We start from the raw sequence: 4,064 nt of genomic DNA, 5'->3' as shown, positions 1-4,064 counted from the left end.
TCTCCCGCCCGGTCACGCCTCTCCCGCCCGGTCACGCCTCTCCCGCCCGGTCACGCCTCTCCCGCCCGGTCACGCCCCTCCCGCCCGGGGGGCCTACCCCACTTCCATCGTCCAGTGCTGGTGGCTGTTGAGGGAAGGCGGACGGAGTGCCTGTGGACAACCGTCGGGCCACCCAACGCATGCGCCTCCGGCCCGCCGACAAAACCCGTACGCAACACGGCGGGGGTCGCCGCCCGCATGTTCGCCCTCGGCCGGGTCCGCGGTGGCAACCGTCGTCGCGTCGTCCACCTCACCGCGCGGGCGTGGAGTCGGTCTTCGGCATGTCCGCCGACGAAATCCAGGGAGCGTCAGTCGGCGGTGCCCTCCGAGGGCAACTGCGGCTTGCCGATGACGCGGCCGATCCACAGGGACGGGGTCTTGATCTCGGCGTGGGTCGGCAGGGTATTGGGTGAGGTCCAGACGCGGTTGAAGCCGTCCATACCCACCCGCTCGATGACCTCCGTGACGAAGCGGGAGCCCTCGGCGTACTGCTTCATCTTCATCTCCAGGCCCAAGAGGCGCCGGATCGTACGATCGAGCTGGGAGGCGCCCTCGCGGCGGTGCTGGAACTTGGCGCGGATGTCGGCCACGGTCGGTACGACCTCCGGGCCCACCGCGTCCATCACGTAGTCGCCGTGCCCTTCCGCCAGGGTCATCACGGCGGTCAGCCGGTCGAGGATCTCCCGCTGCTCCGGGGTCTGGATCGCGTCGATGAGGTTGCCCTCGCCGCCGCGTACGGCGTCGGCGACCGCCTCGCCCACCCCGCGCAGCCGTTCGAGCAGCGCGCCCGGGTCCAGGTCGGAGGCCAGCAGGAACGCGGTCATCTGGTCCTGGACGTACGCCCGCAGCCACGACACCGAGGCGAACTGGGCCCGGTGGGTCTCCTCGTGCAGGCACACCCAGAGCCGGAAGTCGTGCGGGTCGACGTTCAGTTCCTGCTCGGCGTGGACGATGTTGGGCGCGACGAGGGTCAGCCGCCCCGTCGGCGCGCGGCCGGCCGGGTCCGGCGGCAGGAACAGCTCGTACTGGCCGAGCACGCGGCTGGCCATGTACGCCAGGATGGCGCCGACCTGCATGCCGGTGACCCGCGAGCCGACGGCCTGGATGACCGCGCCGCCGGCGCCGCCGCCCAGCACGCCGTTGCGGCGGGCCTGGAGCTGCTCCATCAGGGGTTCGAGGACGACCCGGAAGCCGTCGACGTTGGCGCGGATCCAGCCGGGCCGGTCCACGACCTTCGCCGGGGACCCGTCGATCCCGCCGTCCATGCCGGTGAACTCGCGCACGTGGCCCTGTGCCACCGCGGAGAGCTCACGCAGCTCGATGACGACCTGGCGGGCCTCCCGTGGGCTCACCTGCGGCCCGGGTCGGACAAGCCGGGTCCCCGTCTGAACGGCGACGTTCCAGTCGATCATGGATGCTGGCATTACAACCCTCTCCGGCCGGGCTCTCCACCTACGGTACGTCCCCGTTCGCCCGGGGAGCATGCCTCACACGCTCCAACGCCCGGAGACACTCGATGAACTCCCACCGAACGGGTCTGATCAGCGGCATCCGCAGCCGGCCAGCGTGCCCGCCAGCGTGTCGAGCGCGGATATGGCCGCCGCCGGCGACTGCACCCGGTTGGCCATGAAGGCGAAGGCCAGCAGCCGCCCGTCCGCGTCCTCGACGACCCCGGCGAGGGTGTTGACTCCGTCAAGGGTGCCCGTCTTGGCCCGTACGACACCCCGCCCGGCGGAGGCCGTGCCCATGTCGAACCGGTCGTCGAGCGTGCCGGAGAACCCGGCGACGGGCATGCCGGACAGTACGGTGTGCAGCTCGGGATGGGCGGGTGAGGCGGCCAGGGCGAGCACTTTGGCCAACGCGGACGGCGTGATCCGGTTGTTGTGCGACAGCCCGCTGCCGTCGAATATCTCTATCCCCCCGCCGACGCCGAGCTTGGTGAGCACCTCGCGCGTCGCCGCGGCACCGCCCGCGAACGTCGGCGGCCGGTGGAGGTTCATCGCCACCTGCCGGGCCATGGCCTCGGCGATGTCGTCGTCGCTGTGGGTGAGCAACTGCTCGACCAGCACCGAGACCGGCGGCGACTGCACGGCGCCGAGCCGGTGGGCTCCCTTGGCCGCCGTCGTACGCACCCCGACGTGGGCCGTCACGCCACGGCTGGTGAGCATCTGCGCGAACCTCTGCGCGGCGGCCAGCGGCGGATCCTGGACTCGGGGGGTGTACTGGGCTCCCGGCACCGTCCGGCCCGCGTTGAGTTCGAGCGCGGACACCGGGGCCACGTCGCCCTCCGGGGAGAAGTAGAGCTGCTTCCAGCCCGGGGCCATCGTGCTGCCCTGGTACGCCGAGGTGTCGTAGTCGACCGTCACATGCGTCGTACGCGCGGCCTTCAGCGCCGCGGCGGTCTGTGTCGCCAGGTCGGCGAGCGACGCGTACTTGGGGTAGGCGTTCTTCGGGCTGACGACCGTCAGCGTGGGATCGCCGCCGCCGACCAGGATGACGCCCCGGTTGCTCTGCACCACGCTGGTGGTGAGCCGGCGGTCCGGGCCGACCGAGGCGAGCGCGGCGACCGCGGTGACCAGCTTGGTCGTCGAGGCCGGCACCGCCGGCTGCTCGGCGTTGCTGCTGTACAGGGAACGGCCGGTCATGGCGTCGATGACGACACCCGTCAGGTTCTCGCCGAGGCCGGCGCCCTGCATCGGACCGGCCAGGCGTGTCGCCAGCGCACCCGCCGAGGGCAGCGGCGCGGCCGCCTCATCGGGTGCCAGGGCGGGCGCGCCCGCGGGAACGACCAACCGGTCGGCGACGGTTGGCGGCCGGAGCGCGAGGGAACGATCCGGTGTGAGCTTCACCACTGCGAGAGCGGCGGTGACGAGGAAGACGTTCAGCAGCGCCAGTGTGATCATGGCCACGGCGCGCTCGGGCCTCCGCACCTAAATGCCCCTCTCCAACAGTGGCACTAGTGACGTGCGACATCCTTAGACAGGCCAACATCCAACCAGAACCGCCTCGGCCCGCCCCGGGGAGCGGAGGACATTGTGCAATTCGACGTCACTATCGAGATCCCTAAGGGTCAACGCAACAAGTACGAGATGGACCACGAAACCGGGCGAATCCGCCTAGACCGGATGCTTTTCACCTCCACGCAGTACCCGGCGGACTACGGGTTCATCGACAACACGCTCGGCGAGGACGGCGACCCGCTCGACGCCCTGGTTCTCCTGCAGGAACCCACGTTTCCGGGATGCCTGATCCGGTGCCGTACGGTTGGCATGTTCCGCATGACGGACGAGGCCGGCGGCGACGACAAGGTCCTGTGCGTGCCGGCCACCGACCCGCGCATGGAACACCTGCGTGACATTCATCACATCCCGGAGTTCGAGCGGCTGGAGATCCAACACTTCTTCGAGGTCTACAAGGACCTGGAGCCCGGCAAGTCGGTCGAGGGCGCCAGCTGGGCCGGCCGCACCGACGCCGAGGCCGAGATCGAACGTTCCTTCAAGCGCGCCGCCGAACTGGGCCACTGATCCCCTACCGCGGGCCCGCCGGACGGGTGGCGCCCGCGTAGTCGGGGCGGAACGCGTTCGAGATCCTCACGCGTGCCCCGGTGAAGGGCGCCTCGACCATCTGGCCTCCCCCGATGTAGATGCCGACGTGGTGAATCGTCTTCGGATCTGCCGGGTTGTGGGCGAAGAAGACCAGGTCACCGGGGCGCAGCTGGTCACGTGTCGGATGCGGGCCCGCGTTGTACTGGGACGTCGCGTAGTGCGTGAGCGGCACCCCGGCGCGGGCCCAGGCGTAGGTCACCAGTCCTGAGCAGTCGAAGCCGACGGTGTGCGCCCCCTGGGCGATCCCGAGCGTGGGCCCGGACGCGTTCCCGCCGCCCCAGGAGTACGGCGTGCCGATCCAGCGCAGCGCGGCGCGGGCGACCTGGGCGCCGAGCGACGACCCGCGTACGGCTCGCGCGGCCTCACGGGCGTTTCGCGGCACGGCCTGGGCCGCGCTCTTGCCGACGGCGTTCGCGGCGC

At 70.9% G+C, this 4,064-nt stretch carries 4 protein-coding genes; 1 reads left to right on the top strand and 3 read right to left on the bottom strand.

Annotation, left to right across the window (positions count from 1 at the left end; translation table 11 throughout):
- Positions 1-347: 347 nt before the first annotated feature.
- Both ACFFNX_RS44000 and dacB read right to left on the bottom strand, forming a co-directional pair.
- Entirely contained in the window at positions 348-1,451 is a 1,104-nt protein-coding gene (locus ACFFNX_RS44000) for an Rv3626c family coenzyme F420 biosynthesis-associated protein (RefSeq protein ID WP_378212206.1), read from the bottom strand.
- A gap of 129 nt (positions 1,452-1,580) precedes the next feature.
- Complete coding sequence (dacB, locus tag ACFFNX_RS43995) at positions 1,581-2,969, bottom strand: D-alanyl-D-alanine carboxypeptidase/D-alanyl-D-alanine endopeptidase (RefSeq protein WP_378212204.1); 1,389 nt, start codon at positions 2,967-2,969, stop codon at positions 1,581-1,583.
- A 105-nt stretch (positions 2,970-3,074) separates the two neighbouring features.
- Here dacB and ACFFNX_RS43990 point away from each other — a divergent pair, with 105 nt between their 5' ends.
- Complete coding sequence (locus tag ACFFNX_RS43990; RefSeq protein WP_378212202.1) at positions 3,075-3,563, top strand: inorganic diphosphatase; 489 nt, start codon at positions 3,075-3,077, stop codon at positions 3,561-3,563.
- Positions 3,564-3,567: 4 nt separating this feature from the next.
- On the opposite strand, the gene ACFFNX_RS43985 is transcribed toward ACFFNX_RS43990, so the two are convergent.
- Positions 3,568-4,064: NlpC/P60 family protein (locus tag ACFFNX_RS43985; protein WP_378212201.1), on the bottom strand; the 497-nt coding region annotated here is incomplete at its 5' end.

The sequence above is a fragment of the Actinoallomurus acaciae genome (assembly GCF_042429965.1).
Lineage (GTDB): Bacteria > Actinomycetota > Actinomycetes > Streptosporangiales > Streptosporangiaceae > Actinoallomurus > Actinoallomurus acaciae.
The sequence above is the reverse complement of the archived record's forward strand: the minus strand, read 5'-3'. Positions and strand labels throughout refer to the sequence as shown.

Bases quoted from the DNA above. Each gene is read 5' to 3' on its own strand.
- ACFFNX_RS44000 (WP_378212206.1), bottom strand. From the start codon at position 1,451: ATGATCGACTGGAACGTCGCCGTTCAGACGGGGACCCGGCTTGTCCGA.